The organism is Alsobacter ponti, from assembly GCF_024294805.1.
Lineage (GTDB): Bacteria > Pseudomonadota > Alphaproteobacteria > Rhizobiales > Beijerinckiaceae > Alsobacter > Alsobacter ponti.
Genome location: NZ_JANCLU010000024.1, coordinates 20,553 through 45,845, shown reverse-complemented (window position 1 = coordinate 45,845; position 25,293 = coordinate 20,553). Strand labels below are relative to the sequence as shown.

The window sequence follows — 25,293 nt, the reverse complement described above, 5'->3', positions numbered from 1 at the left end:
AGGCGTTTCGTCGACCTCAGCTAGCTATCAGCCGGCCCCGGCGCAAGCGCGCAGGAAGGCGGCGGCGGCGCGCAGCCGCTCGGCCGGCGTGCGCGTCGGCGTCGGCCACACCAGCCGTCCCTCGCGCCAGGCGCAGGGCGGGTCGAGGTGCGGCGGCGCGGCCGGCTCCGAGCCGGGCCGGAAGCTCGCGGCCAGCCCCTGCGGGCCGCCGTCGAGCCGCGCCACGCCGAGCGCCCGGCACTCGACGGCGAGCCGCGCCAGCACGAGCAGCCGGTCGAGCGCCTTCGGCCGGTCGCCGAAGCGGTCCTCGATCTCCTCCGCCAGCCCGGCGACCTCGCGCGCCGAGCCCGCAAGCGCGATGCGGCGGTAGAGGTTGAGCCGCGGCTCGGGCTCGGGGATGTATTCCGGCGGAATGGCGGCGGCGCAGCCCAGCTCGATCTCCGGCGTCCACTCCTCCGGCGGCGTTTCGCCGCGCGCGGCGGCCAGCGCGCGCTCCAGCAGGTGCTGGGCCAGCCCCGCGCCGACCAGCCGCAGGTGCCCGCTCTGGTCGGCCCCGAGCAGGTCGCCCGCGCCGCGCTGGTCGAGGTCGCGCGCGCTGATGGCGAAGCCCGCGCCCGGCCGGTCGAGCGCCGCCAGCGTCTCCAGCCGCCGACGCGTCGGCGCGGCGAGGCGGCGGTCGGGGTCGGTCAGCAGCAGGCAGGAGCCGCGCGCACGGCCGCGCCCGACGCGTCCGCGCAATTGGTGGAGCTGCGCCAGGCCGAAGCGGTCCGGCCGCCACACGATCATGGTGTTCGCGTTGGGCACGTCGAGCCCGCTCTCGACGATGTTGGTGGCCAGCAGCACGTCGCCGCGCCCGTCGGCGAAACGCAGCATGGCGTCGTCGATGTCGGTGGGCTTCATGCCGCCATGGGCGGTCAGGATCTCGAGCTCCGGCGCGATCTCGGCGAGCCGCCGCGTCCACGGCGCCATGTCCTCGACGCGCGGGCAGACGACGAAGCTCTGGCCGCCGCGCCGGCGCTCGCGCAGCAGCTCCTCGCGCACCACCGACGGCGCGTAGGGCAGCAGGGCGGTGCGCACCGGCCGGCGCGGGGCGGGCGGCGTGGCGATGACGCTGAGGTCGATGAGCCCGGCGAGCGAGGCCTGCAGCGTGCGCGGGATCGGCGTTGCCGTCAGCGCCAGCACGTGCGCGTCTTGCCCGAGCGCGCGGATCTTCGCCTTGTGCGCCTCACCGAAGCGCTGCTCCTCGTCGATGACGACCAGCCCCAGCTCGCGGAACGCCACGCCCTTGCCGGCCAGCGCGTGCGTGCCGATGACGATGCGCACCGAGCCGTCGCGCAGCCCCGCCTTGACGGCGCGCGCCTCGGCCGCGGCGACGAAGCGCGACAGCTCGCGCACCTCGACGCCGAAGCCGGCGAAGCGGCGGCGGAAGGTCTCGACGTGCTGGCGGGCGAGCACGGTGGTGGGGGCGGCGATGGCGACCTGCCGCCCGGCGAACACGCAGGCGGCGGCGGCGCGCAGCGCCACCTCCGTCTTGCCGAAGCCGACATCGCCGCACACCAGCCGCTCGGTGCGCCGGTTGCCGGCGAGGTCGCGCAACGCGTCGGCGATGGCGCGCGCCTGGTCGCGCGTCTCGCGCCAGGGGAAGCGCGCGGCGAAGCGCGCCAGCCGGTCGGCGGGCGCGGCCAGCGGCGCGGCCGTTTCCGTGGCGCGCCGGCGGGCCAGCTCGGCCAGACGCCGGGCCGTCTCGGCCAGCTCCGCCTCCACCTCGCCGCGCCGGCGCAGCCAGGCGCGCGCGTTGAGCGCGTCGAGCGCCACGTCGGCCTCGGCGGAGCCGTAGCGCCACAGCGCACCGGCCTGCGCCACCGGCAGCATCAGCGCCTCGTCGCCGGCGAAGCGCAGGCGGATCGTCTCGGTCGCGCCGGCCTCGCCCGCCTCGACCGTCTCCAGCCCCTCCAGCACGCATAGCCCGTGGTCGCGGTGGACCACGACGTCGCCGGGCCGGAAGGCCTCGTCGCCGAGGAAGGCGTCGGCCGCACGGCCGGCCGGCGCGCCGGCGTCGGCCCCGTGGAGGTCGGCGGCGGTGACGACGACGGCGTCGCCTTCCGGCGCGCGAAAGCCGCTCGTCGACGGCAGCACGAGGGAAGCCGCCGCACCCTTCGGCAGCTTCGCGACGTCGCGCCATGACGAGGCCCGCGCCGGCGCGCCGAGGCCGGCGGCGCGGGCCAGCCGCCGCAGCCCGGCCTCGTCCGGCGCGGCAAGGACGACGCGGCGGCCGGCCTTTCGCTCGGCGGCGGCGAACTCGTGCAGGGCGGCCGCCGGGTCCGGCGCGGCGGAGAAGCGCGGCGCGTCGTTCTCCTCCGCCTCGGCCAGCTCGACGGGCGACAGCGCCGCGAAGCCGTCCCGCCACGCGTCCAGCGTGAGATAGAGCGCGGACGGCTCGGCCAGCCCCTGCGCCTCGCGCGGGCCGAAGCGCCGACGCGTCTCCCACGCTTCGGCGGCGAGCGCCAGGAACGCTTCGATGCGCTCCCGCGCGCCCGGATCCGCCACGGCGGCGAAGCCGGCCAGCAGGTCGAAGGGGGATGCCAGCGGCCCGGGGGCGGCGAACGGGCCCGGCAGGCTCTCCTGTCCCGGCCGCCACGCCTCGCTCGCGGGCCAGACGGCGATGTCGCCAAGCTCGCCGACGCCGCGCTGGGTCGCCGCGTCGTAGACGCGCAGGCCGGCGATGCGCCCGTCGTCGATCTCGAGCCGCACCGGAGAGGCGCGGTCGGAGGGGAACAGGTCGATCACCTCGCCGCGCCAGGCGACCTCGCCCGGCTCGTCGACGCGGTCGTCGCGCCAGTAGCCGCGCGAGGCGAGCGCGCGGTCGAGCGCCTCGGCGTCGAACGGCCCTCGCGCCAGCGTCAGCGCCGCGTCGCGCAGCGCGGCGGGGTCGGGCAGGCGCTGGGCCAGCGCCTCGGCGGTGGTGACGGCGAGGCGGGGGCCGCCCGTCCGCGCCAGCCCGGCGAGCGCCGCGAGGCGGCGGCCCATGATGCCGGCGGAGGGCGGCACGCGGTCATAGGGCAGGCAGTCCCACGCGGGCAGCGCGTGCACGTCCACGTCCGGATCGAGAGCGGCGGCGATCTCGGCGACGGCGGCGGCCCGAGGCTCGTCGCGGGCCACGAACACGGCCGCGCCGCGTTCGCGCGCCGCCGCCAGAGCGACGAGGGCCGCCGCCCCTTCCGAGCCGGCGGGCGCGGAGGGGCCGGCGCGCGGGACGGGCGGCGCGGCGCGAAGGGTCCTGGAGGTCATGCGGCGATCCGGTGCGGCGGGACGCCCGACAACGCCTTGCGCGGGGCGCGGTTGCCCGGACGTGACGTGGCAGGTGACTTGCCGGCGCGCCGATTCAAGCCTAGCTGTGCCGGCATGGAGATCACCGAGAGCCCCTGCATCCAGGTTTGCGTCATGGACCGCGCGGCGGGCCTCTGCATCGGGTGCGGCCGCACCATCGACGAAATTTCCCGCTGGGCCGCGATGAGCCCGGCGGAGCGCCGGGCCATCATGGACAGATTGCCCCGGCGACTGGCCGAGGCCAAGCTCGAACCCCTGCCGCCGCGCGTGCGGACCGGCCGCCGCCGGCTGCGCGAACGCTCGTAAGCGAGGGCGGGCCGCCTTCTGCGGCGACCGGGCAGGCCGGCCGCGCGTTGTCCTTTCGAGCGTTGTCCTTGCGCAAGCGGGGCCGGGGCGCGGAGAATGGACTGCGGCAATCAGAGGAGCACGACGTGGGCGATCCGTATCGCGTGAAACCGGGCCAGAAGGTCAAGCTCTCCGACATCGACCCGCGCGACACCGACGCGCTGGGCTCCGAGGACGAAGCGCGCGGCCGGCTCTATCTCGACGCCACCGCCATCGACACGCTGCAGGACCGGCTCTACGCCGAGGGCAAGCGCTCGCTCCTCGTGATCCTGCAGGGCATGGACACGTCCGGCAAGGACGGCACGGTGCGCGGTGTGTTCAACACGACTGGCCCGCTCGGCGTCCAGGTGACCGCGTTCCGCCGGCCCTCCGAGGAGGAGATGGCGCACGATTTCCTGTGGCGCGCGCACCTCGCCGCGCCGCGCCGGGGCACGATCGGCATCTTCAACCGCTCGCATTACGAGGACGTGCTGGTGGTGAAGGTGCGCAAGCTCGTGCCGGCGTCCGACATCGAGAAGCGCTACGACCAGATCAACGCCTTCGAGAAGATGCTGACCGAAAACGGCGTCACCATTCTCAAGTTCATGCTGCACATCTCGAAGGCCGAGCAGCGCGAGCGGCTGCAGGAGCGCCTGGACGACCCCAAGAAGCACTGGAAGTTCAACCCCGGCGATCTCGACGACCGCAAGAGCTGGGGCGACTTCATGGACGCCTACGAAACCATGCTGCACCGCTGCTCCACCGAGTGGGCGCCGTGGAGGATCGTGCCGGCCGACCGCAAATGGGCCCGCAACGCCGTCATCGCCGACGTGGTGCGCAAGACGCTCGAGGACATGAACCCCACCTATCCGAAGGTGTCGTGGGATCCCAAGAGCATCAAGATCGTCTGAGCGGCCTCAGCGGCGCAGGCCCGGCAGCAGCCAGTTGAGCGCCGACGCGCCGGCGAGGTAGACGGCGCAGGCGATGCCGATGGACTCGACGGTCACCCCCGCGTCGATGGCGAAGCCGAACAGGATGGGCGTGGCGGCCGAGGCCACCACCGCCACCGACAGGCACAGCGCCCGCACCATGCCGAGGTGGCGCGTGCCGTAGAGCTCGGCCAACACCGCCGGCACGACCACGTTGTTGGCCCCCGCCGTCGCGCCGGTCAGCGCGAAGAAGGCGAGCGCGGCGAACGGGCCGGTGACGAAGGCCAGCATCAGCGACGAGGCGAACAGCCCGGCCAAATGGAGGCGGCTCATGCGCAGGCCGCCGAAGCGGTCCACCGCGAAGCCCATCAGCACGCCGCAGCCCACCGAGGCCAGGGCGTAGCCGGTGAGGCTCGCCGCCATCAGTTCCAGCGGCCAGCCCTTCGTCTCGGCGAGGTGGCGCTGGTAAAACAGGTAGCCGGTCATGATGGCGGGCGGGGCCACGATGGACGGCAGGAAGGCGAGGAAGGCGCGGTCGCGCAGGATCGAGAGGCGGGTCGGGGCCGTGGCGTCCGGCTCGGCCCGCCCCGCCGGGGAGGACGCCGGGGCCTCGCCGTCCGGCCGCAGCCAGAGCACCGCCGCCAGCGCGAGCGCCAGCACGCTCGCGGCCATCTTCCACGCCACCGTCCAGCCGAGCGACGCGATCACCGCCAGCGCGATGCCGGGCAGGATCGCCTCGCCGGTCGGAAAGCCCAGCGTGGCGAGGCCGACCGCCCGTCCGCGCACGCCGGACGGCAGGCGCGCCGCGCTGGTGATCGCGGCGTGGCCGAGCATGCCCTGCCCGAAGACGCGCAGCATGAACAGCGACAGGCCGAGCATGACGATATTGCCCGCCAGCGACAGCGACAGCGCCGCGGTGGCCAATCCCGCCAGCGCCGCGGTCGCGTAGACCCGGACGCTGACCCGGTCCAGCACGCCGCCGGCCCAGATCATCGTCACGCCCGAGGCCAGCGTCGCTGCGGAATAGAGGCTCCCGAAGGCGGCGTTGCCGAGCCCGAAGGCGGCGCGGATGTCGGGGCCGGAGAGCGAGATGAAGAAGGTCTGCCCGAACGACGACATCAAGGCCATCGAATAGCCGAACGACGCCATGGCTCCGTGGCGTCGGAGGAAGTCGAGATAGGTCATCGCGGCGGGGGAACTCCGGCGTCAGGCGGCGAAGCCGGCGAGGCGTTCCGGCAGCAGCGCGATGCGGGCGCGGTCCGCGTTGGCGAAGGCGATGCGCAGATGCGTGTCCTGCCCCGGGCCGAAATAGCTGCCCGGCAGGCCGAGCACGCCGCGCTCGGCCGCGAGGCGCTCGCCGACGCGCGACGCCGCGAGGCCGGGGAAAGGGTGCGCCAGATAGGCGAAATAGGCCCCCACCGAGTCCACCCGCCAGCCGGGCGCGGCCGCCACGGCGGCCTCGAAGGCGGCGGCGCGCGCCGCGATCTCCTGGCGGTTCGCCTCGCGCCACTCCGCCAGCGCAGGGATCGCCCAGGCCAGCGCCGCCTGTCCCGGCCGCGCGGCGCAGATCTGCATGCAGTCGAGCACCTTGGCGATCTCGGCGCCGAGTTTCGCGCCGGCGGTGATCGCCCCGATCCGGTGGCCGGGGATGCAGTAGGACTTGGAGAAGCTGTAAAGCCCCACCACCGAGTCCCGCCACGCGGGGTCGGCGAAGAGGGCGTGCGGCACGTCGCCCTCGCCGGGCATGAAGTCGCGATAGGTTTCGTCGAGCACCAGCCACAGGCCCCGCCGCCGGCACAGTTCGGCGAAGCGCTGGATGACGTGGGGCGGGTAGATCGCCCCGGTCGGGTTGTTGGGCGTCACCAGCACGATGGCGCGCGTGCGCGCGTCGATCCGCCGCTCGGCCTCGTCCGGGTCCGGCACGAAGCCGGCTTCGGCCCGGCACGGCAGCGCCCGCGCCTCGACGCCGAGCATGGCGAGCGTCATCTGGTGGTTGAAATACCAGGGCGAGGGCAGCAGCACAGCGTCGCCGGCCCGCGCCAGCGCGATCATCGCCACGAAGAACGCCTGGTTGCAGCCGGCGGTGATCGCCACCTCGCCGGCGTCCACGCGCGCCCCGTAAAGCTCGGAGACGTGCGCCGCGTAGGCCTCGCGCAGTTGCGCGTCGCCGACGATGGGGCCGTAGCCGGCGCAGGCGGCGTCGCCCGCCGCCGCGGCGAGCCGGGCCAGCATGTCGTCGTGCGGGGGATAGCCCGGCACCGCCTGCGACAGGTCCAGCAGCGGGCCGCGCGCGCCCTCGTAGCGGCGCAGCCAGGCCTGGGCCTCGGGGATCGGCGGCGAACCGGTGTCGGCCAGATGGGGGTTCACGGGGTTCATCGCGTCGACTCCGCGTTCGGCGACCGGTTGCGCATGGCGCATTCCTACAGGGTTCGCGGCGCGGGTCCAGCCACGCCGAAGCCTCGCATGGCCGCAACGCAGCCCTGCGCTGGCTTTCGGGCCCCGCATCGCCCATGTATGCGGGGACATCCCTTCACCCCACACCCGGACGCGCCATGACCTCGCACCTGTTCACCCCGCTCCAGCTCGGCCCGATCGTCGTTCCCAACCGCATCGCCATCGCGCCCATGTGCATGTACACGGCCGACGACGGCTCGGCGACGGACTGGCACCTGCACCACTGGATGAACATGGCGATGTCGGGCGCCGGCCTGTTCGTCGTCGAGGCGACCGCGGTGGAGCGCATCGGCCGCATCAGCCATGGCGATATGGGCCTCTACTCCGACGCCAACGAGCGCGCCGCCCGGCGGGCGCTGGAGGCGGCGCGCGCGGTGGCGCTGCCGGGCACGAAGATCGGCGTGCAGCTCGCCCATGCCGGCCGCAAGGCCTCCTCGCAGCGCCCGTGGGAAGGCGGCGGCGCGCTGAAGGCGGACCAGGACCCGTGGCCGACCATCGCCCCCTCGGCGATCCCGATGGGCGAGGCCTGGCACACCCCTCGCGAGATGGACGAGGCGGACTTCGCCCGCGTGCGGCAGGCCTTCGTGGACGCGGCGCTGCGCGCCGTGCGCGTCGGCTTCGACCTGATCGAGCTGCACATGGCCCACGGCTATCTGCTGCACTCCATCCAGTCGCCGATCTCCAACCGCCGCGACGACCGCTACGGCGGCGACGCCGCCGGGCGGCGCTCCTTCCCGATCGAGGTGGCGCGGGCGGTGAAGGCGGCGCTGCCGCCTCACGTCGCGGTGGCGGCGCGCATCACCGGCAGCGACTGGGTGGAGGGAGGCCTGGTCGCCGAGGACGCCGTCGCGCTGGCCGGCGCGCTGCGCGACCTCGGCCTGGCCTATGCCTGCGTGTCGTCGGGCGGCGTCGCCATGGGGCAGAAGATCCCCGTCGGGGCCGCCTACCAGGCCCACCTCGCCGAGGCGGTGAAGCAGGGCACGGGCATCGTCACCCGCGCGGTCGGCATGATCGTCACGCCGGCTCAGGCCGAGGCTCTGCTGGCCGAGGGCAAGGCCGACATGGTGGCCATCGGCCGCGCCGCGCTGGACGACCCGCGCTGGGGCATCCACGCCGCCGACGCGCTGGGGGCCGAGCTTCCGGCCGTGCCGCAGTTCGCCCGCGCCCGCAAGGCGACCTGGCCGGGCCAGGCGCTCAAGCAGGGCTGATCGGGAGCGGGCTTTTCGCGGGGGCTTCCCGCGCGGGGCCGAACGGCGGAGACTGGGCGGTGAGGCTCGGCCGGGGGACTTCCCCCGCGCCGCGTCTCGCGCTAGAGAGTTGTCCGATTGTACGACAACTCGCGCCACCAAACTCCGGGAGGGCCCATGCCAGACCACGTCATCGTCGAGACCCGCCAGGCCTCCCACCCCGACGCGGTGAAGCGCTTCGACACCGGCGAGCTGCGCCGGCACTTCCTGATCGAGCGCGTCTTCGCCCCGGGGCTGATCGCGCTCACTTACACCCATGTCGACCGCTTCGTCGTCGGCGGCGCGATGCCGACCGACGCTCCGCTGGCGCTGACCGCGCCCCGCGAAATCGGCCAGAAGACCTTCCTCGCCCGGCGCGAAATGTCGGCGACCAATGTCGGCGGCCCCGGCCGCGTCACCGTCGACGGGACGGTTCACACGCTCGGCCGCCTCGACACGCTCTATGTCGGCATGGGCGCGGATGAGGTCGTCTTCGAGAGCCTCGACCCGGCCGACCCGGCCAAGTTCTACCTGCTCTCCTGCCCCGCCCACGCCAGCCACCGGACGGCCTTGGTGCCGCTGGAGCGCGCGCGGAAGGTGCCGCTCGGCGCCGAGGCCTCGGCCAACAAGCGCGTCATCAACCAGGTGATCCACCCGGACGTGCTGCCGACCTGCCAGCTTGTCGCCGGCATCACCTTGTTCTCGCCCGGCAGCGTGTGGAACACCATGCCCTCGCACACGCACGACCGCCGCTCGGAGATCTACCTCTATTTCGACCTGCCGGAGGACGGCCGCGTCTTCCACATGATGGGCGAGCCGCACGAGACGCGGCATCTGGTGGTCGCCAACGAGCAGGCGATCATCTCCCCGGGCTGGTCGATCCACTCCGGCGTCGGCACGGCGAGCTACGGCTTCATGTGGGCGATGGCGGGCGACAACCAGGACTTCACCGACATGGACATGGTGCCCATGTCCGCGCTGCGCTGAGGCGCGCCATGGACTCGCTTTTCGACCTCACCGGCCGCACCGCAATCGTCACCGGCGCGAACACGGGCCTCGGCCAGGCCATCGCCGTGGCGCTGGCGCGGGCCGGCGCGGCGGTGGCCGGCGTCGGGCGTTCCTCCATGGACGAGACGGGCGCGCTGGTGGAGGCGCAGGGCGCGCCCTTCCTCGCCATCGCCGCCGACCTCGGCACGATCGAGCCGGTCGCCCGCATCGTCGACGAGGCGCTGGCCTGGCGCGGCCGGCTCGACATCCTCGTCAACAACGCCGGGATCATCCGCCGCGCCGACGCGCTCGACTTCACCGAGGCCGACTGGGACGCGGTGATGGACGTCAACCTGAAGAGCGCGTTCTTCCTGTCGCAGGCGGCCGCCCGGCACATGATCCCGGCCGGTGGCGGGCGCATCGTCAACATCGCCTCGCTGCTCTCCTTCCAGGGCGGCATCCGCATTCCCTCCTACACCGCTTCCAAGAGCGGGCTCGCCGGGCTGACGCGGCTGCTCGCCTGCGAATGGGCCGCGAAGGGCGTCAACGTCAACGCCATCGCGCCGGGCTATTTCGTCACCAACAATACCGAGGCGCTGCGCAACGACCCCGCGCGGAGCGAGCAGATCCTGGCGCGCATCCCCGCCGGCCGCTGGGGTCGCCCGGACGATCTCGGCGGCGCGGCGGTGTTCCTGTGCTCCGATGCCGCCGCCTACGTGCATGGCGCCGTTATCCCCGTCGACGGCGGCTGGCTGGCGCGCTGAAAGGAAGAGACGATGAGCAAGGGCACCGACATTTTCGTGCGCGACGCCGACGTGGACTGGGAGAGCGTCGGCCCCGGCGTGCGCCGCAAGATCCTCACCTGGGACGAGGGCGTCATGATGGTGCGCGTCGCCTTCGAGGCCGGCGCGACGGGAACGCCGCACAGCCACCCGCACGTGCAGTGCACGCTGGTGGAGAGCGGCGCGTTCGACGTCACCATCGCCGGCCGCACGCAGCGGCTGACGGCGGGCGACAGCTTCATCGCGCCTCCCAACGCCGTCCACGGCGTCGTCTGCGTCGAGGCCGGCGGATTGCTCGACGCCTTCACGCCGCACCGGCAGGACTTCGTGAAGGGCTGACGCCCGGTCAGGCCGGCGAAAGGCCGCCGGCCGTTTCGATGAAGCGGGCGACCGTCTCGACGCCCTCGCCCGTCTTCACGTTGGTGAACACGAACGGCTTGTCGCGGCGCATCAGCCTGGCGTCGCGGTCCATCACCTCCAGGCTCGCGCCGACGAAGGGCGCGAGGTCGATCTTGTTGATGACCAGCAGGTCGGAGCGGGTGATGCCGGGCCCGCCCTTGCGCGGGATCTTCTCGCCGCCGGACACGTCGATGACGTAGATGGTCAGGTCGGCCAGCTCGGGCGAGAAGGTCGCGGCGAGGTTGTCGCCGCCGCTTTCGATCAGCACGAGGTCGAGGCGCGGGAAGCGGCGGTTCATCTCGTCGATGGCGGCCAGGTTGATGGAGCAGTCCTCGCGGATGGCCGTGTGCGGGCAGCCGCCCGTCTCCACGCCCATGATCCGCTCTTCCGGCAGCGCGCCGGCCACGGTGAGCAGCCGCGCGTCCTCCTTGGTGTAGATGTCGTTGGTGATCGCGGCGATGTCGTAGACGTCGCGGAAGCGCTTGCACAGCGCCTCCATCAGGGCGGTCTTGCCCGACCCGACCGGGCCGCCGATGCCGACCCGCAGCGGGCCGTGGGAAGAACGGGTCATGCTGTCCTCGCGCGTTCGCCCCCGGTCACGACCGGAACAGGCGGGAATACTGGGTCTCGTGCCTCAGCGAGGCGATGTCGGAGCGGAACGCCGAGCCGCCGAGGTCGTCGGGCCCGGCCGTCTCGCCGGAATGGGCGACCTCGCGAACGTCGGCCATCAGCGCCGCGACGATGCGTTGCCCGTCGTTCTGGCCGAGCGGGCCCAGCCGCACGGCGGCCGAGACGAGATTGGCGACGAAGGCGAGCAGGAACGCCTCCAGCGTGGCGCGCGGGGCGACGCCGTGGCCGGCCGCGACGACGCCGAGCGCCACCGGGTAGCACACGTCCCCCGGCCAGCATGCGGCGAGGCGGTCGAGCGCCGGCGTCGGCCATGACGCGCGCGCGGCGGCGACGAAGGCGTTGCCCTGCGCCGTGGCCTCGAGGCAGCGTTCGCGGGAGGGCTGCAGGGCGACGGCCAGCTCCGCCGCCTCGGCGAGCGCCGCGTCGTCGCCGGCGAGCGTCGCGCGATGGGCCATGGCGAGCAGGATGGCGTCGTTGCGGCCGGAGCCGTCGCGCAGCACGTCGCCGATCCAGTCGAGCGCGCTGGCCGCGTCCTTCACCTGGCCGGTCTCGACGGCCCATTCGACGCCGTGCGAGTAGGCGAACGCGCCGACCGGGAAGGCCGGCGACAGCCAGGCGAACAGCGGCAGCGCCGGCCCGTCAGCCATGCCCGCGTCCGTGGCCGTGTCCGTGCCCGTGCTCATGGTCGTGCGCGTGCTCGTGGCCGCAGCCGCAGGCTTCGCCGTGCGCGTGCTCGTGGCCGTGCTGATGGCCGTGCTCGTGACCATGCGCGTGCTCATGGCCGTGACCATGCTGGTGGCCGTGGGCGTCGCCGTGCGCGTGGTCATGGCCGCAGCCGCAAGCCTCGCCGTGGACATGCTCGTGCTCGTGCGCGTGTCCGTGTGCATGACCGTGATCGTGACCATGGCCGTGCTCGTGCCCATGGCCGTGATCGTGCCCATGGGCGTGGCCGTGAGCGGCGGCGGCCTCGTAGGCGCCGCGCTCGGGCTGGAAGGCCCGCTCCACCTCGCGCGTCTGCGCGCCCAGGCCGCGCACCATCTCGACCAGCACGTGGTCGGGCTCGATCCACACCGCCTCCTCGCCGATTTCGGCGGGCGTGTGCCGGTTGCCGATGTGCCAGGCGATGCGCATCAGCCGTTTCGGGGTGGCGGCGGTGATCTCGACGAGCGTCTGCGCCGCGGCCTTCACCAGCACCAGCGCGCCGTCCTCCAGCCGCACGGCGTCGCCGTCGTTGAGCACGGTGGCCTTGTCGAGGTCGAGCAGCACGGACCGCCCGCCCTGCGTCGACAGCACGACGCGGCGGCGGTGGCGGCCCTCGTGGTCCAGCACGACGGTGTCGACGACCTTGTCGGCCTTGACGGCCGGTTTGCGGACGACGGTGGTGGCGCGCTGCATGGCGGAAACTCCCTGGGTCTGGTCAGGGCGGCTCATAGCACGCCCAAGGCGGGCAGGCACGCGCCGCTCAGAACAGGAAGTAGCGCTGCGCCATCGGCAGCTCCGCCGCGGGCTCGCACACCAGAGGCTCGCCGTCGGCCGTCACCGCGTAGGTCTCGGGGTCGACCTGGATGTCGGGCGTGGCGTCGTTGTGGATCATCGAGGCCTTGGAGATGCCGCCGCGCACGTTCTCCACCGCCACGAACTCCTTGTCGACGCCGAGCCGTTCGCGCAGCCCGTTCTCGACGGCGGCGCGCGACACGAACACCAGCGAGGAGGCGGTGAGCGCCTTGCCGAACGCGCCGAACATGGGGCGGTAGTGCGCCGGCTGCGGCGTGGGGATGGAGGCGTTGGGGTCGCCCATCGGCGCGGCGACGATCATGCCGGCCTTCAGCACCATGTCCGGCTTGACGCCGAAGAAGGCCGGCGACCACAGCACGAGGTCGGCGAGCTTGCCCGGCTCCACCGAGCCGATATGGCGCGACACGCCGTGCGCGATGGCCGGGTTGATCGTGTACTTGGCGACGTAGCGGCGGGCGCGGAAATTGTCGTTGCCGGGCCCGTCGCCCTTCAACGCGCCGCGCTGGCGCTTCACCTTGTCGGCGGTCTGCCAGGTGCGGGTGACGACCTCGCCCAGCCGCCCCATCGCCTGGCTGTCGGACGACATCATCGAGAGCGCGCCGATGTCGTGCAGGATGTCCTCGGCGGCGATCGTCTCGCGGCGGATGCGGCTCTCGGCGAAGGCGAGGTCTTCCGGGATGGCGCCGTCGAGGTGGTGGCACACCATCAGCATGTCGAGGTGCTCGTCCAGCGTGTTGCGTGTGAACGGGCGGGTCGGGTTGGTCGACGAGGGCAGCACGTTGGCGAGCCCCGCGACCTTGATGATGTCCGGCGCGTGGCCGCCGCCCGCGCCCTCGGTGTGGAAGGCGTGGATGGTGCGGCCCTTGAACGCCGCCACCGTGTCCTCGACGAAGCCGGACTCGTTGAGCGTGTCGGTGTGGATCATCACCTGGATGTCCATCTCGTCCGCCACCGAGAGGCAGCAGTCGATGGCCGCGGGCGTGGTGCCCCAGTCCTCGTGCAGCTTCAGCGCGCAGGCCCCGGCGTTCACCATCTCGCGCAGCGCCTCCGGGCGCGAGGCGTTGCCCTTGCCGGAAAAGCCGAGATTGACGGGGAACGCCTCGGCCGCCTGGATCATGCGCGCCAGGTGCCACGGGCCGGGCGTGCAGGTGGTGGCGTTGGTGCCAGCGGCCGGGCCGGTGCCGCCGCCGAGCATCGAGGTGACGCCCGACATCAGCGCGTGCTCCACCTGCTGCGGGCAGATGAAGTGGATATGGCTGTCGAAGCCGCCGGCGGTGAGGATCTTGCCCTCGCCGGCGATGATCTCGGTGCCCGGCCCGATGACGATGTCGACGCCGGGCTGGATGTCGGGGTTGCCGGCCTTGCCGATGGCGGCGACGCGCCCGCCGCGCAACCCGACATCGGCCTTCACGATGCCCCAGTGGTCGAGCACCACGACGTTGGTGATGACGGTGTCCATCGCGCCTTCGGCGTTGGTGCGCTGCGACTGGCCCATGCCGTCGCGGATCACCTTGCCGCCGCCGAACTTCACCTCCTCGCCATGGATGGTGAAGTCCTTCTCCACCTCGATCACCAGCGCGGTGTCGGCGAGGCGGATGCGGTCGCCCACCGTGGGGCCGAACATGTCCGCGTAGGCGGCGCGGGAAAGGATGGTGGCCATGTTCTGCTCCAACAAGGGTATCCTACGAAGGCGCAACAGGAGAAGGCTGTGTGGCGACGTCGGAAGTGCAGCCGGTCAATGGAACGAAAAATGTTTCGACGTCAGGCAAAATTTCTGGAAGGCTCGAATCGAGGGTCGGCCTTTCGCGTTCGAATTGGTTTGTTGAAATGAGCCAAATTTCAATCCAAAAACTCCAGAACGCACGAATGCATTGAAGAAGTCTTCGCCCTCATTGATGGGCATCTCGCATTGTAGCTCCCAGTTCTCATCCATTTCGTTCCGCCAATATTCCAACCGCTCTTTGGGACATGCTTTTTCAAAGTTTCGACTTACAATCATGAGTCCAATTGGCTCATTTTGCTTGATTTGTTCTGCCGCAAATGCCAACTGTTCTCTAGTTACAGCTATCCACATTCGCACATCTCGCTGTCCCGCTTGACAATCGAGGCTTGGGCCGGTGTAGGCATCGCCCCCGTATCCATGTGCGACCGTCAAATAGGCGCGGTCCTTCTGGTCGAAATTGCGCCACTGAACGACATCCAGATCGTCTTCCTTTGCGTAGGATTGACCTCCAATGAACATAGCCAACAACACGATCTGAAGAGAGCAGAATAAGAAATTTCGGAACATGAAATTTTCCTAGAATGGTCGAAGGGCTCGAAAACAGTGTTCCCTCAGAGCTTGCCCATCACGTCCTGCCGGAAGCCGTACACCTCACGCGCCCCTGAGAGCGGCACGAGGCGCACCTCGCGCGTCTGGCCGGGCTCGAAGCGCACGGCGGCGCCGGGCGGGATGTCCAGCCGCATGCCGCGCGCTTTGGCGCGGTCGAACGACAGGCCCGGATTGGTCTCGAAGAAATGGTAGTGGCTGCCGACCTGGACCGGCCGGTCGCCGGTGTTGGCGACGGTCAGCGTCACCGTCTCGCGGCCCTCGTTCATGACGATGTCGCCCTCGGCGGGCAGGATCTCGCCGGGGATGACGCGGCCGCCGGCGCCGCGGATCGGGTTGTGGACGGTGACGAGCTTGGTGCCGTCCGGGAAGGTCGCCTCCACCTGCACGTCGTGGATCATCTCGGCGACGCCGTCCATCACCTGCTCGGGCGTGAGGACATGCGCGCCGGCCTCCATCAGCTCGGCGACGCTGCGCCCGTCGCGCGCGCCCTCGACGACGAAGTCGCAGATCAGCGCCACCGCCTCGGGATGGTTGAGCTTGACGCCGCGTTCGAGCCGGCGGCGGGCCACCATCGCGGCCATGGCGACGAGGAGCTTGTCCTTTTCGCGCGGAGAGAGGTTCATCGGGCGCGTCCCTGACGGTCGTTGACGTTCAGCATTGCCACACGCGCGGCGGCGGCGTGTCGCGGAAGGCGGCGAGGAAGCGCGACAGGTCGCCGCGCAGCACGGCGGGCGAGGGCGCGGCGAAGCGCACGACCAGCAGGCCGCCCCAGGCGCTCGCGCCGCAATCGGAGCCGGCCGCTTCGAGCGCGGCGCGCGCCGCCTCCAGCCGCGCTTCGGCGTCCGGCGCGACGTGCAGGATCGTGGCGACGGCCCGCGCGCCGCCGCCCAGAGCGGGCCTGTCGAGCAGGCGCGTGAGGTCGCCGTCGAGGCGCAGATTCTCGGCGAAGACGAGCCGGCCGCCGCGCCGCACGCGCCAGCGGTCCGCGAGCAGGCCGGGGCCGAGCGTCTCGCCCATGGCGAGCCGGCCGAACACCAGGCTCTCGGCGAGCGTCAGCGTGGCCGAGGGGTCGAGGTCGACGTCGAAGCGGCGCGACAGGCGCGAGCCGGAGAACAGGATGGTCTCCTGCGGCAGCCAGGCGAGGCGCGCGCCGGCGGCCAGCGTGGCGCGCACGCTCACCTGCGCGGGGGCGTGCTGGGCGCGGTAGACCTTCTCGCAGGACTGGGTTGTGACGACGGCGTCGGCCCCCGCGTCGAGGTCCAGCGTCACGTCGAGGCGGTCGCCGCCGGTCATGCCGCCGCCGGTGTTGATCATCACCGCCTCGCAGCGCCCGACGCGCGGGAAGCGCACGCGAAAGCCGCCGCTCTCCGCCGTCTCCACCGCCTCGGTGCCGCGCGGCCGGGCCGCGAAGCGGCAGCGGAGCGCGCCGCGCGCCCGCAGATAGTCCGGCACGACGCCTTGCGGCCGGGCGGCCGGGTCAGACCGAGAGGTGGCGACGTACATCCGCTTCCACCATGTGCGCCTTGTCGCCGGCCAGCACGACCTGGCCGCGATCCATCACCGCGTAGCTATCGCACAGGTCGCGCGCCCATTCGAAATATTGTTCGACCAGCACGATGGCCATGTCGCCCTTGCCGCGCAGATAGGCGATGGCGCGGCCGATCTCCTTGATGATGGAGGGCTGGATGCCCTCGGTCGGCTCGTCGAGCACCAGCAGGGAGGGACGCGTCACCAGCGCGCGGGCGATGGCGAGCTGCTGCTGCTGCCCGCCGGAGAGGTCGCCGCCGCGCCGGTTCAGCATGTCCTTGAGCACCGGGAAGAGGTCGTAGATCTCGTCCGGCACGAAGCGCTGACCGCGCGGCAGCGGCGAGAAGCCGGTCTCCAGGTTCTCGCGCACGGTGAGAAGCGGGAAGATCTCGCGGCCCTGCGGCACGTAGGCGATGCCGCGCCGCGCCCGGTCGTAGGGGGCGAGGCCGCCCAGATCCCGGCCGTCCCAGGAGATGGCGCCGCGCGCCACCGGCTGCACGCCCATGATGGCGCGCAGCAGCGACGTCTTGCCGACGCCGTTGCGCCCGAGCACGCTCGTCACCTTGCCGGTCTCGGCGGTAAGCGACACGCCGCGCAGCGCCTGGGCCGCGCCGTAGTAGAGGTCGATCGAGTCGATCGCGAGAGTGGCCATGACGATCAGCGCCCCAGATAGACTTCGATGACGCGCTCGTTGGCCGAGACGGCGTCGATGGGCCCTTCGGCCAGCACCGTGCCCTCGTGCAGGCACGTCACCTTGCAGCCGAGCGCGCGCACGAACGCCATGTCGTGCTCCACCACCACGACGGCGTGGTTGCCGGCGATGCGGGTGAGCAGCCGCGCCGTCTCCTCCGTCTCGGCGTCGGTCATGCCGGCCACCGGCTCGTCGACCAGCAGCAGCTTGGGATCCTGCGCCAGCAGCATGCCGATCTCCAGCCATTGCTTCTGGCCGTGCGACAGGTCGGCGGCGAGGCGGGCGCGGTGCTCGGCGAGGCCGACGGTCTCGAGCACGCCGTCCAGTTCGGAGGCCTTCACGCGGTTGCGCCAGCCGAACAGCGAGGCGGCGGCGGAGCGCGGGCCCTTCAGCGCCAGCAGCAAATTGTCCTCCACCGTCTGGCTCTCGAACACGGTCGGCTTCTGGAACTTGCGGCCGATGCCCAGCTCGGCGATCGACGCCTCGTCGAGCCGCGTCAGGTCGACGCGGCCGTCAAACAGCACGTCGCCCTCGTCCGGGCGCGTCTTGCCGGTGACGATGTCCATCATCGTCGTCTTGCCCGCGCCGTTGGGGCCGATGATGGCGCGCATCTCGCCGGGCCCGATGACGAGCGACAGGTTGTTCAGCGCCCTGAACCCGTCGAACGAGACGCTGACGCCGTCGAGGTAGAGCAGGGCCTGGGTGAGTTCGGGTTGCGCGTTCATGGGGCTCACTCCGCCGCCGGCGCGGCCGCGACGCCCGCCGGAGCGGCTTGCCGCCGGCCGCCGCTCCACGCGGAGAGCGTGCCGACGACGCCCTTGGGCAGGAACAGGGTGACGAGGACGAACAGCGCGCCGAGCCCGAACAGCCACAGCTCCGGCAGCGCCCCGGTGAACCACGTCTTGGCGAAGTTGACGACGATCGCGCCGAGCGCCGCGCCGACCAGCGTGCCGCGCCCGCCCACCGCCACCCAGATCACCGCCTCGATGGAGTTGGCGGGGGCGAATTCGGACGGGTTGATGATGCCCACCTGCGGCACGTAGAGCGCCCCCGCCACGCCGGCCATGCAGGCCGAGACGGTGAAGGCGACGAGCTTGTAGCGCTCGACGCGGTAGCCGAGGAAGCGCGCCCGCGACTCGGCGTCGCGCACCGCGATCAGCACCTTGCCGTAGGCCGAGTTCACCATGGCGCGCGCCACAGCGTAGCCGAGCGCCAGTGCGACCACCGTGGCGACGAACAGCCCCACGCGGGTTGTCTGCGCCTGGATGTTGAACCCCAGGATGTCCTTGAAGTCGGTGAGCCCGTTATTGCCGCCGAATCCCATGTCGTTGCGGAAGAAGGCGAGCAGCAGGGCGTAGGTCATCGCCTGCGTAATGATCGACAGGTAGACGCCGGTGACGCGCGAGCGGAAGGCGAACCAGCCGAACACAAGCGCGAGCAGCCCCGGCGCCAGCACCACCATCAGCATGGCGTAGGGGAAGGACTGGAAGCCGTACCAGGTGAGCGGCAGCTCCTTCCAGTTCAGGAACACCATGAAGTCGGGCAGCGTCGGGTTGCCGTACACGCCGCGCGGCCCGATCTGGCGCATCAGGTACATGCCCATGGCGTAGCCGCCGAGCGCGAAGAACGCGCCATGGCCGAGCGACAGGATGCCGCAATAGCCCCACACCAGGTCCAGCGCCACGGCGAGCAGCGCGTAGCTCAGGTACTTGCCGAGCAGCGACACGACGTAGGTCGGCACGTGCAGCGCCGACGTCTCCGGCACGGCGAGGTTGAGCACGGGCACCAGCACGGCGAGGCCCGCCAGCGCCGCGAGGAACACGCGGCCCTTGAGGTCGAGGCCGGCCAGGAGGCGGGAGGCGATCATGGGACGGGCGCTCATGCTTCCACCGCGCGGCCCTTCTGGGCGAACAGGCCGCGCGGGCGCTTCTGGATGAACAGGATGATGAACACGAGCAGCGCGATCTTGCCGAGCACCGCGCCCGCCACGGGTTCGAGGAACTTGTTGGCGATGCCCAGCGTCAGCGCCGCCACCAGCGTGCCCCACAAATTGCCGACGCCGCCGAACACCACGACCATGAAGCTGTCGACGATGTAGCTCTGGCCGAGATTGGGCGAGACGTTGTCGATCTGCGAGAGCGCCACCCCGGCGATGCCGGCGATCCCCGAGCCGAGCCCGAACGTCATGGCGTCGAGCCAGGGCGTGCGGATGCCCATGCAGGATGCCATGCGGCGGTTCTGCGTGACGGCGCGCATCTTCAGGCCGAACGAGGTCGCCTTCAGCACGAACAAGAGGCAGGCGAACACCGCCATGGCGAACACGACGATCCACAGCCGCCCGTGGGTAACGGTAAGGCCGAAGAAGTCGAACGAGCCGGCCATGTAGGAGGGCGCGCCGACCTCGCGGTTGTTGGCGCCGAACAACGTGCGCACGGTCTGCTGCAGGATCAGGCTGACGCCCCAGGTGGCGAGCAGCGTCTCCAGCGGGCGGCCGTAAAGGAAGCGGATGACGCCGCGCTCCAGCGCCACGCCCACCGCGCCGGCCACGAGGAAGGCGAGCGGGATGGCGATCGGCAGCGAGAGGTCGAACAGGGCGGGATAGCGCGTGCGCAGGAACTCCTGCACCAAGAAGGTGGTGTAGGCCCCCAGCATCACCATCTCGCCGTGGGCCATGTTGATCACGCCCATGACGCCGAAGGTGATGGCGAGTCCGATGGCGGCGAGCAGCAGCACCGAGCCGAGCGACAGGCCGTACCAGACGTTCTGCAATCCGTTGAGCAAGGCGAGGCGGCGCTCGATGCCGGCCGAGGCGGTCTCCGCGGCGAGCTTGAGAATGGGCGTGCCGCGCTCGCGCACCGCGCCGAGCAGGTTCAGGGCGTCCTGGTCGCCGCGCCCGGCGACGGTCTCGATGGCCGCGACCTTCTCGGATTCCGTGGCGGTGTCGAGGAAGATCGTCGTCGCCGCCTTGGCCTGGGACAGGGCCTTGCGGATGCGCGGGTCGGTTTCCTTGGCCAGCGCCGCCTCGACGGCCGGCAGGGCGGCGGCGTCGCGCGACTTCACCACCGCCTCGGCGGCGGCCAGGCGCTTGGCGGGGTCGGGGTTCATCAGGCTCAGCGAGCCCAGCGCCGCCTCCAGCGCGCGGCGCACGCGGTTGTTGAGCCGCACCGGCTTCGGCGAGGCGGGGTCGGCGGCGGAAGCCGCGCCGGTGCGCGCGTCGATCCACCGTCCGTCCGCCTGCTTGATGAACACGCTCTTGTCGGGGCTGTAGTAGAGCCGCCCGTCGGCCAGCGCCTCGAGGGCGGGCAGGGCGAGCGGGCTGCCGCTGGCCGTGAGGTCGGCGATGCCGGCTTCGATCTGCGCGAACTGCTCCGTCGCCATGCGCGCCAGGGCGGCCCCGGCGTCCTGCGCGCGGGCCGGCCCCGCCAGCAGCGGGACGAGGAGGAGGGCGACGAGCGCGGCCAGCAGCGCGGCGGCGCGGCGCAAGCGTCGTGGGGCGGGATCGCGCATGGGAGTGTCCGGTGTGGCGCGGGGCGGCGGCGCGCGGGTCGGGAGGGTCGCCGGGAAGGCGAAGGGGGGCCGGACCGGTCGGGCCGGCCCCCTCTTGTCGTGCGTTCGGGTCAGGCGGGGCTTACTTGCCCGCGCCGCCGCACTTGCCGGTCTTCACGTTGAAGTTTCCGCAGGAGAGCGGGGCGCGCCAGTCGGCGATCAGGTCCTTGGACCCTTCGAGGTAGGGCGACCACTCGTTGGCGACGACCGGGGCGGGCGTGTTCCACACGACGTTGAACTGGCCGTCCGCCTTCACCTCGCCGATGAACACCGGCTTGGTGATGTGGTGGTTCGGCATCATCGCGGAATAGCCGCCGGTGAGGTTCGGCACGGTGACGCCGATCAGCGCGTCGATCACCGCGTTCGGGTCCGTGGTCCCGGCCTTCTCGACCGCCTTCACCCACATCTGGAAGCCGATGACGTGCGCCTCCATCGGGTCGTTCGTCACGCGCTTCGGGTTCTTGGTGTAGGCCTTCCACTTCTCGATGAACGCCTTGTTCTCGGGCGTGTCGATGGACTGGAAGTAGTTCCACGCGGCGAGGTGGCCGACCAGCGGCTTGGTGTCGATGCCGGCCAGTTCCTCCTCGCCGACCGAGAACGCCACGACCGGGATGTCGGTCGCCTTGACGCCCTGGTTGCCGAGCTCCTTGTAGAACGGCACGTTGGCGTCGCCGTTGATGGTCGACACGACTGCCGTCTTCTTGCCCGCCGAGCCGAATTTCTTGATGTCGGCGACGATGGTCTGCCAGTCGGAATGCCCGAACGGCGTGTAGTTGATCATGATGTCCTCGGGCTTCACGCCCTTGGACTTCAGATAGGCTTCGAGGATCTTGTTGGTGGTGCGCGGGTAGACGTAGTCGGTGCCGGCGAGCACCCAGCGCTTCACGCCCTCGTTCTCGGCCAGGTAGTCGACCGCCGGGATCGCCTGCTGGTTCGGCGCGGCGCCGGTGTAGAAGATGTTCTTCGAGGACTCCTCGCCCTCGTACTGGACGGGGTAGAACACCACCGTGTTCAGCTCCTCGACCACCGGCAGCACCGACTTGCGGCTGACGGAAGTCCAGCAGCAGAAGATCGCCGCGACCTTGTCCTTCTGCACCAGCTCGCGCGCCTTTTCGGCGAAGAGCGGCCAGTTGGAGGCGGGGTCGACCACGACAGGCTCGAGCTTCTTGCCGAGCAGGCCGCCCTTCTTGTTCTGGTCCTCGATCAGCATCAGCATCACGTCCTTCAGCGTCGTCTCGCTGATGGCCATGGTGCCGGAGAGCGAATGGAGCACGCCCACCTTGATGGTGTCTTGCGCCTGCGCCGCGAACGAGGCGAGCGTGACGCCCGCCGCGACGGCGGCGCCCGCCAGGAATGATGTAACGCGAAACGTCATGGGTGACCCCCTTGTGGAGCGGTAGTGACCGAAGGGGGAGTCGCAAGCCCTGTGCCAGATGCCGGAACGATGGTTGAGCGACGCTTGCCTGCCGTTTCTCGGCCCGGCGCGCCGGTAAACGGTACGACAGCACGGGCCGCGTCCGCGCCGGGGCGGATGGCCTCCGGGGCGCGCCGGGGCGGCTTGCCCAGCAAACAGGCAAATGCCCGGCCCCGCGCTGATTGTTGAAGGATTGTGCAGATTAATTCATCGCTGCCCGCCGGCGGCGCGTCGCCTCAGTCGGCGCGCGGGCCCGGGGGCCGGGCCTCGGCGAGGTCGGACGGCACCTGGCCGCGCGGCCCGGTCCAGGCGCGCACGCCGTGGCGCGCCAGCTTCGTGTTGGCCAGGGTCCGCTCGGCGTGCAGCATGCGATGCGAGGCGAGCCGCCCCGCCAGCCGCGCGACCTCGGGGGCGCGGGCGGGATCGCGCGACAGGTCGACGAACTCGCCCGGGTCCGCCTCGAGGTCGAACAGCAAGGGCGGCAGCGCGGTGAAGTGCACGTATTTCCAGCGCGCCTCGCGGATGACGTTGAGCGTGCACTGGTCCGGCGTCAGGCCGAGGTCGCCCTCGACGCCGCCGCCGCCCAGCGTGCGGAAGTCGAACTCCCAGAAGGCGTAGTCGCGCCACTCGTCCGGCGTCTCGCCGAGCAGCCACGGCATCAGCGACACGCCGTTCATGCCGGGGTCGGGCTCCAGCCCCAGCCACTCCAGGATGGTGGGCGCGATGTCGACCGCCTCGGTGAAGGCGTCGACGACGCGGCCGCGCGCCTCCGGCGGCATGTTGGGCGCGCGGATCACCAGCGGCACGTGGTTCGAGCCCTCGAAGAAGCCGCCCTTGCCCCAGCACCAATGGTCGCCCAGCATCTCGCCGTGGTCGGAGGTGAAGACGACGAGCGTCTCGTCCCACTCGCCGGTCTGCTGCAGATGCGCGACGAGGCGTCCGAGATGCACGTCGATCTCGGCGATCAGGCCGAGATAGACGGCGCGCATCGCGGCGATGTCCTCGTCGCAGGCGCGCAGCGCGTTCACCTGCGTCTTCAGGTAGTCGGCGGTGTCCTGCTCGCTCAGCCAGGCGTCGAGGAAGGGGTGCAGCGCGCGCTCGCTCTCCAGGGTGGCGGCGCGGACCGGGGCGGCGACGCGCTCGGCCGGGACCAGCGTGTTGTACGGCGAGGGCGCGATGAACGGGGGATGCGGCCGGTACCAGACGAGGTGGACGAACCAGTCCTCCGCCCGCCGCAGGCGCCAGTAGTCGAGCACGCGCTCGGTGAGCCACGCGGTGTCGCTGTCGGCCGCGCGGTAGAGCGCGGCCCCGCGCGAGAAGCGGTCCATCTCCTTCGGCGAGCCGGGATGGCGGTAGATGTCGCGCAGCCTCCCGGGAACCTCGTAGCCCTTTTTGGCGAGGTCGGTCAGCCACGGCTCCAGGCTCGCCTCGTTATGGGCGGCCTCCAGCCGGAAGCCGGGCAGCACGCCCTCGAAGGTGCGCAGGGCGGGGTCGCGCGGCGCGACAGTGCGCGGGTCGACGGACGAATCCGTGTAGCCGAACAGCACCGGGTCCCAGCCGCCCTTGCGCGCTTCCAGCGGCAGGTTGGTGAACCGCGCGTCGAGCGGCGTGGCGTTGCGCACGGACCGGTGGATATGCGGGTAGAGGCCGGTGAGCAGCGAGGCGCGCGCCGGCCCGCACGGCGCGGCGTTGGTGTAGTGGCGGCTGAAGCGCACGCCCTCGGCCGCCAGCGCGTCGAGGTTGGGCGTCAGCGACGGCCCGCCGGCCAGGCGTTCCGCCCCGGCGCGCCACTGGTCGAGCGCGATGAACAGCACCTTGCGGCGCCGCTCCGGTTCCCGCGTGGGCGATTTCAGCGGCGTCGCCACGGCGCGAACCAGCCCAGGCCCTCGCGCGTGCCGGCGCGCGGCCGGTATTCGCAGCCCACGAAGCCGTCATAGCCGAGCCGGTCCAGCTCGGCGAACAGGAACGGATAGTTCATCTCCTCGCCGTCGGGCTCGTTGCGGCTCGGCACGCTGGCGATCTGTACGTGCGCGACCATCGGGAACTGCGCCCGCAGGCCCATGGTGACGTCCCCGTGCAGGATCTGGCGGTGATACATGTCGAACTGCAGCGCCACGCGCGGGCTCGCCACTTCGCGCACGATGCTCTCCGCCAGCGCGAACGAGTTCATGAAATAGCCGGGCATGTCGCGGCCGTTGATCGGCTCCAGCAGCACCTGCGCGCCGAGCGGCCCCAGCTCGTCGGCGGCGTGGCGGAGGTTGGCGACGTAGCGCCCGCGCGCCGCGGGGTCGGCGGCGTCGCCGTGGCCGCTCATCATGTGGACGCGGCGCACGCCCGTCGCCTCGACATAGGCCTTGGCCTTGCGCACGCCCTCGCGGAACTCCGCCTCGCGGCCGGCGAGGCACGCCAGGCCGCGCTCGCCGGCCGCCCAGTCGCCGGGCGGCAGGTTGAACAGCGCCTGCGTCAGCCCATGGTCGGCGAGCCGCCGGGCGATGGCGTCGGGCGCGTGCTCGTAGGGAAACAGGAACTCGACGGCGTCGAACCCGGCGTCCGCCGCGGCGGCGAAGCGGTCCATGAAGTCCCACTCGTTGAACATCATGGACAGGTTGGCGGCGAAGCGGGGCATGGGTCGGGCTCGTCCAGGTTGCGTCGCCGCCATCCCAGCGCGGACCGGCCGCGCTGTCCAGCCCGCTCGCGCCCTATTGTCCCGGATCGGCCGTCAGCTTGACGGCGGCGATGCCGGCCAGCGCCGCGGCCTCGTCGTTGTCGGAGGTGTCGCCCGAGATGCCGACCGCGCCAAGCAGGCGGCCGGACGCGTCGCGGATCAGCACGCCGCCGGGCACCGGCACCAGCGGGCCTTCCACCACGCCGTGCAGCGCCTCGACGAAGTGCGGCCGCTCGCCGGCCATGCGGTGCAGGGCGCGCGAGCCGAGGCCCATCGCCAGCGCCCCGAACGCCTTGCCGCGCGCGATCTCGCCGCGCTTCAGGCTGGTTCCGTCCTCGGCCGCGAACGCCTTGAGCGCGCCGCGCGCGTCGAGCACCGCCACGGCGAGCGGCTGGAAGCCGGACTTGCGGCCGTGCGCGAGCGCCTCGGCGACGATGGTCTGGGCATGCGTGAGAAGGAAGTCGGTCATCGGCGGCTCCGGATGCGGGACTTGCGCCAGCGCATGGCGCGGACGCGGCGGGCTGACTATATCAGCCAAAGACCCG

At 71.7% G+C, this 25,293-nt stretch carries 24 protein-coding genes; 6 read left to right on the top strand and 18 right to left on the bottom strand.

The window, feature by feature from the left end; genetic code table 11:
• Nucleotides 1-27: 27 nt before the first annotated feature.
• Nucleotides 28-3,288: a DEAD/DEAH box helicase gene (locus tag NK718_RS19185; RefSeq protein WP_254745635.1), complete on the bottom strand. Its 3,261-nt coding sequence runs from the start codon at nucleotides 3,286-3,288 to the stop codon at nucleotides 28-30.
• Between the two features lie 114 nt (nucleotides 3,289-3,402).
• On the opposite strand from NK718_RS19185, the gene NK718_RS19180 reads away from it, so the two are divergent.
• The gene (locus NK718_RS19180) at nucleotides 3,403-3,633 is read left to right on the top strand and encodes a DUF1289 domain-containing protein (RefSeq protein WP_254745633.1); all 231 of its coding nucleotides are present in this window, start codon (nucleotides 3,403-3,405) and stop codon (nucleotides 3,631-3,633) included.
• Between the two features lie 125 nt (nucleotides 3,634-3,758).
• A complete protein-coding gene (locus NK718_RS19175) occupies nucleotides 3,759-4,562 on the top strand; it encodes a polyphosphate kinase 2 family protein (protein WP_254745631.1) in 804 nt (267 codons plus the stop codon).
• 6 nt (nucleotides 4,563-4,568) lie between these two features.
• Here the strand turns inward: NK718_RS19175 and NK718_RS19170 are convergent, their stop codons facing one another.
• A complete protein-coding gene (locus NK718_RS19170) occupies nucleotides 4,569-5,765 on the bottom strand; it encodes an MFS transporter (protein ID WP_254745629.1) in 1,197 nt (398 codons plus the stop codon).
• 21 nt (nucleotides 5,766-5,786) lie between these two features.
• Nucleotides 5,787-6,956 (bottom strand): aminotransferase, encoded by a 1,170-nt coding sequence (locus NK718_RS19165; protein ID WP_254745627.1) that lies wholly within the window; start codon nucleotides 6,954-6,956, stop codon nucleotides 5,787-5,789.
• Nucleotides 6,957-7,132: 176 nt separating this feature from the next.
• On the opposite strand from NK718_RS19165, the gene NK718_RS19160 reads away from it, so the two are divergent.
• From NK718_RS19160 to NK718_RS19145, 4 genes are all read left to right on the top strand, one after another.
• Nucleotides 7,133-8,242, top strand: coding sequence for an NADH:flavin oxidoreductase/NADH oxidase (locus NK718_RS19160; RefSeq protein WP_254745625.1), 1,110 nt, complete (start codon nucleotides 7,133-7,135; stop codon nucleotides 8,240-8,242).
• Between the two features lie 156 nt (nucleotides 8,243-8,398).
• Entirely contained in the window at nucleotides 8,399-9,247 is an 849-nt protein-coding gene (kduI, locus tag NK718_RS19155) for a 5-dehydro-4-deoxy-D-glucuronate isomerase (RefSeq protein WP_254745623.1), read from the top strand.
• 8 nt (nucleotides 9,248-9,255) lie between these two features.
• Complete coding sequence (kduD, locus tag NK718_RS19150) at nucleotides 9,256-10,011, top strand: 2-dehydro-3-deoxy-D-gluconate 5-dehydrogenase KduD (protein ID WP_254745621.1); 756 nt, start codon at nucleotides 9,256-9,258, stop codon at nucleotides 10,009-10,011.
• Nucleotides 10,012-10,023: 12 nt separating this feature from the next.
• Nucleotides 10,024-10,368, top strand: a complete 345-nt coding sequence (locus NK718_RS19145) for a cupin domain-containing protein (protein ID WP_254745619.1) — start codon at nucleotides 10,024-10,026, stop codon at nucleotides 10,366-10,368.
• Between the two features lie 7 nt (nucleotides 10,369-10,375).
• Here the strand turns inward: NK718_RS19145 and ureG are convergent, their stop codons facing one another.
• From ureG to NK718_RS19070, 15 genes are all read right to left on the bottom strand, one after another.
• Nucleotides 10,376-10,999 (bottom strand): urease accessory protein UreG, encoded by a 624-nt coding sequence (ureG, locus tag NK718_RS19140; protein ID WP_254745617.1) that lies wholly within the window; start codon nucleotides 10,997-10,999, stop codon nucleotides 10,376-10,378.
• A 25-nt stretch (nucleotides 11,000-11,024) separates the two neighbouring features.
• A complete protein-coding gene (locus tag NK718_RS19135; protein ID WP_254745615.1) occupies nucleotides 11,025-11,705 on the bottom strand; it encodes an urease accessory protein UreF in 681 nt (226 codons plus the stop codon).
• Nucleotides 11,698-12,453: an urease accessory protein UreE gene (locus NK718_RS19130; protein ID WP_254745613.1), complete on the bottom strand. Its 756-nt coding sequence runs from the start codon at nucleotides 12,451-12,453 to the stop codon at nucleotides 11,698-11,700. The genes NK718_RS19135 and NK718_RS19130 overlap by 8 nt, the downstream gene beginning before the upstream one ends.
• A gap of 67 nt (nucleotides 12,454-12,520) precedes the next feature.
• Nucleotides 12,521-14,233, bottom strand: a complete 1,713-nt coding sequence (gene ureC / locus NK718_RS19125) for an urease subunit alpha (protein WP_254745611.1) — start codon at nucleotides 14,231-14,233, stop codon at nucleotides 12,521-12,523.
• 75 nt (nucleotides 14,234-14,308) lie between these two features.
• The gene (locus NK718_RS19120; RefSeq protein ID WP_254745609.1) at nucleotides 14,309-14,863 is read right to left on the bottom strand and encodes a hypothetical protein; all 555 of its coding nucleotides are present in this window, start codon (nucleotides 14,861-14,863) and stop codon (nucleotides 14,309-14,311) included.
• Between the two features lie 44 nt (nucleotides 14,864-14,907).
• Nucleotides 14,908-15,528 (bottom strand): urease subunit gamma, encoded by a 621-nt coding sequence (locus tag NK718_RS19115; protein ID WP_254745607.1) that lies wholly within the window; start codon nucleotides 15,526-15,528, stop codon nucleotides 14,908-14,910.
• A gap of 28 nt (nucleotides 15,529-15,556) precedes the next feature.
• Nucleotides 15,557-16,408: an urease accessory protein UreD gene (locus NK718_RS19110; RefSeq protein ID WP_254745605.1), complete on the bottom strand. Its 852-nt coding sequence runs from the start codon at nucleotides 16,406-16,408 to the stop codon at nucleotides 15,557-15,559.
• A complete protein-coding gene (gene urtE / locus NK718_RS19105; RefSeq protein ID WP_254745603.1) occupies nucleotides 16,383-17,084 on the bottom strand; it encodes an urea ABC transporter ATP-binding subunit UrtE in 702 nt (233 codons plus the stop codon). The genes NK718_RS19110 and urtE overlap by 26 nt, the downstream gene beginning before the upstream one ends.
• A 5-nt stretch (nucleotides 17,085-17,089) precedes the next feature.
• A complete protein-coding gene (urtD, locus tag NK718_RS19100; RefSeq protein WP_254745601.1) occupies nucleotides 17,090-17,848 on the bottom strand; it encodes an urea ABC transporter ATP-binding protein UrtD in 759 nt (252 codons plus the stop codon).
• A gap of 5 nt (nucleotides 17,849-17,853) precedes the next feature.
• Nucleotides 17,854-19,005, bottom strand: coding sequence for an urea ABC transporter permease subunit UrtC (gene urtC / locus NK718_RS19095; RefSeq protein WP_254745599.1), 1,152 nt, complete (start codon nucleotides 19,003-19,005; stop codon nucleotides 17,854-17,856).
• Nucleotides 19,002-20,630: an urea ABC transporter permease subunit UrtB gene (gene urtB, locus NK718_RS19090; protein ID WP_371877327.1), complete on the bottom strand. Its 1,629-nt coding sequence runs from the start codon at nucleotides 20,628-20,630 to the stop codon at nucleotides 19,002-19,004. The genes urtC and urtB overlap by 4 nt, the downstream gene beginning before the upstream one ends.
• A 121-nt stretch (nucleotides 20,631-20,751) precedes the next feature.
• Nucleotides 20,752-22,044 (bottom strand): urea ABC transporter substrate-binding protein, encoded by a 1,293-nt coding sequence (urtA, locus tag NK718_RS19085; protein WP_254745596.1) that lies wholly within the window; start codon nucleotides 22,042-22,044, stop codon nucleotides 20,752-20,754.
• Between the two features lie 275 nt (nucleotides 22,045-22,319).
• The gene (locus tag NK718_RS19080) at nucleotides 22,320-23,948 is read right to left on the bottom strand and encodes an alkaline phosphatase family protein (protein ID WP_254745594.1); all 1,629 of its coding nucleotides are present in this window, start codon (nucleotides 23,946-23,948) and stop codon (nucleotides 22,320-22,322) included.
• Nucleotides 23,933-24,709 carry a 2-oxo-tetronate isomerase gene (gene otnI / locus NK718_RS19075; protein ID WP_254745580.1) on the bottom strand — a complete coding sequence of 259 codons (777 nt, stop codon included), beginning with the start codon at nucleotides 24,707-24,709 and terminating at the stop codon, nucleotides 23,933-23,935. The genes NK718_RS19080 and otnI overlap by 16 nt, the downstream gene beginning before the upstream one ends.
• A gap of 73 nt (nucleotides 24,710-24,782) precedes the next feature.
• On the bottom strand, nucleotides 24,783-25,217 hold the full coding sequence (locus NK718_RS19070) for a GlcG/HbpS family heme-binding protein (RefSeq protein WP_254745578.1): 435 nt from the start codon (nucleotides 25,215-25,217) through the stop codon (nucleotides 24,783-24,785).
• Nucleotides 25,218-25,293: the final 76 nt, after the last annotated feature.

Bases quoted from the DNA above. Each gene is read 5' to 3' on its own strand.
- NK718_RS19185 (WP_254745635.1), bottom strand. From the start codon at position 3,288: ATGACCTCCAGGACCCTTCGCGCCGCGCCGCCCGTCCCGCGCGCCGGC.
- NK718_RS19180 (WP_254745633.1), top strand. From the start codon at position 3,403: ATGGAGATCACCGAGAGCCCCTGCATCCAGGTTTGCGTCATGGACCGC.
- NK718_RS19170 (WP_254745629.1), bottom strand. From the start codon at position 5,765: ATGACCTATCTCGACTTCCTCCGACGCCACGGAGCCATGGCGTCGTTC.
- NK718_RS19165 (WP_254745627.1), bottom strand. From the start codon at position 6,956: ATGAACCCCGTGAACCCCCATCTGGCCGACACCGGTTCGCCGCCGATC.
- NK718_RS19160 (WP_254745625.1), top strand. From the start codon at position 7,133: ATGACCTCGCACCTGTTCACCCCGCTCCAGCTCGGCCCGATCGTCGTT.
- kduI (WP_254745623.1), top strand. From the start codon at position 8,399: ATGCCAGACCACGTCATCGTCGAGACCCGCCAGGCCTCCCACCCCGAC.
- kduD (WP_254745621.1), top strand. From the start codon at position 9,256: ATGGACTCGCTTTTCGACCTCACCGGCCGCACCGCAATCGTCACCGGC.
- NK718_RS19145 (WP_254745619.1), top strand. From the start codon at position 10,024: ATGAGCAAGGGCACCGACATTTTCGTGCGCGACGCCGACGTGGACTGG.
- ureG (WP_254745617.1), bottom strand. From the start codon at position 10,999: ATGACCCGTTCTTCCCACGGCCCGCTGCGGGTCGGCATCGGCGGCCCG.
- NK718_RS19135 (WP_254745615.1), bottom strand. From the start codon at position 11,705: ATGGCTGACGGGCCGGCGCTGCCGCTGTTCGCCTGGCTGTCGCCGGCC.
- NK718_RS19130 (WP_254745613.1), bottom strand. From the start codon at position 12,453: ATGCAGCGCGCCACCACCGTCGTCCGCAAACCGGCCGTCAAGGCCGAC.
- ureC (WP_254745611.1), bottom strand. From the start codon at position 14,233: ATGGCCACCATCCTTTCCCGCGCCGCCTACGCGGACATGTTCGGCCCC.
- NK718_RS19120 (WP_254745609.1), bottom strand. From the start codon at position 14,863: ATGTTCCGAAATTTCTTATTCTGCTCTCTTCAGATCGTGTTGTTGGCT.
- NK718_RS19115 (WP_254745607.1), bottom strand. From the start codon at position 15,528: ATGAACCTCTCTCCGCGCGAAAAGGACAAGCTCCTCGTCGCCATGGCC.
- NK718_RS19110 (WP_254745605.1), bottom strand. From the start codon at position 16,408: ATGTACGTCGCCACCTCTCGGTCTGACCCGGCCGCCCGGCCGCAAGGC.
- urtE (WP_254745603.1), bottom strand. From the start codon at position 17,084: ATGGCCACTCTCGCGATCGACTCGATCGACCTCTACTACGGCGCGGCC.
- urtD (WP_254745601.1), bottom strand. From the start codon at position 17,848: ATGAACGCGCAACCCGAACTCACCCAGGCCCTGCTCTACCTCGACGGC.
- urtC (WP_254745599.1), bottom strand. From the start codon at position 19,005: ATGAGCGCCCGTCCCATGATCGCCTCCCGCCTCCTGGCCGGCCTCGAC.
- urtB (WP_371877327.1), bottom strand. From the start codon at position 20,630: ATGCGCGATCCCGCCCCACGACGCTTGCGCCGCGCCGCCGCGCTGCTG.
- urtA (WP_254745596.1), bottom strand. From the start codon at position 22,044: ATGACGTTTCGCGTTACATCATTCCTGGCGGGCGCCGCCGTCGCGGCG.
- otnI (WP_254745580.1), bottom strand. From the start codon at position 24,709: ATGCCCCGCTTCGCCGCCAACCTGTCCATGATGTTCAACGAGTGGGAC.
- NK718_RS19070 (WP_254745578.1), bottom strand. From the start codon at position 25,217: ATGACCGACTTCCTTCTCACGCATGCCCAGACCATCGTCGCCGAGGCG.